The following is a 1,372-nucleotide window of genomic DNA, read 5'->3' on the forward strand; positions in this document are numbered from 1 at the left end:
AAAATCTATGGTCAGCCCGATTTTTGCAAGCGAGGCGGTGTTGGCATAAAGTGGACTTGCTCGAATCTATCCGGGGTCGTGGATGGGAAAGATCCCGCCCCATGATGAGAGCTGCGCCGGGCAAACCTAAAAAAAGCCGCAGCATCCAGGTGCTGTTTTTCATGTCAGGTTGCTTGCCCGGCCGTTGAGCCGTTTATGTCTTCACCTATCTCGCGTCGCAAAACCAGGAAGTGACTCCGTGAAACTGAAGCTGTAAGCGGTGGGAAGCGTCAGGCTGCGGGGACTGCCTGCCGGCTTCGGTAATGCGTCCCTTTGGCGAGGATGGCCCAGGCGATCCTCGCCAATTTATTGGCCAGGGCGCAGGCCACTACATTCGAGTGTCGTCGTGCCAGCAGGCCCCGAACCCACGCCCCCAGCAGATCGGTTCGCCTCTCGATGCCCTGCATGATGACGCGCGCGCATTGCACCAGCAGGCGTCGCAGATTCTTGTCCCCGCGCTTGCTGATGCCCAGCAGGGTGGGCTTGCCGCCGGTACTGTACTGGCGCGGCACCAGCCCGATCGAGGCCGCAAACTGGCGTGCCGATCCGTATTGGCGGGCATCGCCCAGTTCCGACATCAACACGCTCGCGGTCATCGGGCCAATACCGGGAATCTCTAACAACCGTTCGCTGCGTTCGTCCTCATGCAATTGTGAAAGCAGCTCGCGCTCGATCTGGACAATCTGCTCGTCCAGGTACCTGAAGTGGGCATGCAAGCGCTCAAGCAGCACGATCAGGCGCGACGGCAGTGGCTCGGCCGCCAGCACTGTCGGCAATCGCCGGATCACCGTCATGCCCTTGGGCAGGCTGACGCCAAATTCGAGCAGGAACGCATGAATCTGGTTGATCGTACCGGTTCGCTCCCGGACCAATGCCTCGCGAACCCGATGCAAAGCCGAAACGACCTGCTGGGCCTCGTTGTGCGGACTCACGAAGCGCATGCTCGGACGCGATGCCGCTTCGCAGATCGCTTGCGCGTCAGCAAAATCGTTCTTGTTACCTTGCCGGAAAGGTTTGACGAATTGCGGGGAGATCAGCCGGGCTTCATGGCCCAGCGCCTGGAGCCGGCGCGCGATCCAGTGGGCGCCTGCGCAGGCCTCCATCACCACCGTGCAACTCGGGAAATTGCCCAGCAGCGTAAGCATCTGGCCGCGCGTGAACTTCTTGCGGAACACGATCCTGCCCGACGCATCCTGTGCGTGCAGGTGGAAGTAATGCTTGCCCAGGTCAACGCCGATCAACGACACCGCATCCATGATGGTCCCCAAAAAGAACAATCCCCACTCAGCGTAGTCCGCTGTGTGGGGATCGGGCTGACCATCTCATTAAAGCC

The 1,372-nt window shown here is 60.4% G+C and carries 1 protein-coding gene; it reads right to left on the reverse strand.

The window, feature by feature from the left end:
- Positions 1 to 269: 269 nt before the first annotated feature.
- A complete protein-coding gene (locus A6V37_RS01025; RefSeq protein ID WP_082902924.1) occupies positions 270 to 1,295 on the reverse strand; it encodes an IS110 family RNA-guided transposase in 1,026 nt (341 codons plus the stop codon).
- Between the last annotated feature and the right edge of the window lie 77 nt (positions 1,296 to 1,372).

This window comes from Paraburkholderia ginsengiterrae, assembly GCF_001645125.1.
In the GTDB taxonomy this organism is placed as follows: domain Bacteria; phylum Pseudomonadota; class Gammaproteobacteria; order Burkholderiales; family Burkholderiaceae; genus Paraburkholderia; species Paraburkholderia ginsengiterrae.

Excerpts from the sequence above, each read along its gene's own strand:
- A6V37_RS01025 (WP_082902924.1), bottom strand. The coding sequence starts at position 1,295 with ATGGATGCGGTGTCGTTGATCGGCGTTGACCTGGGCAAGCATTACTTC.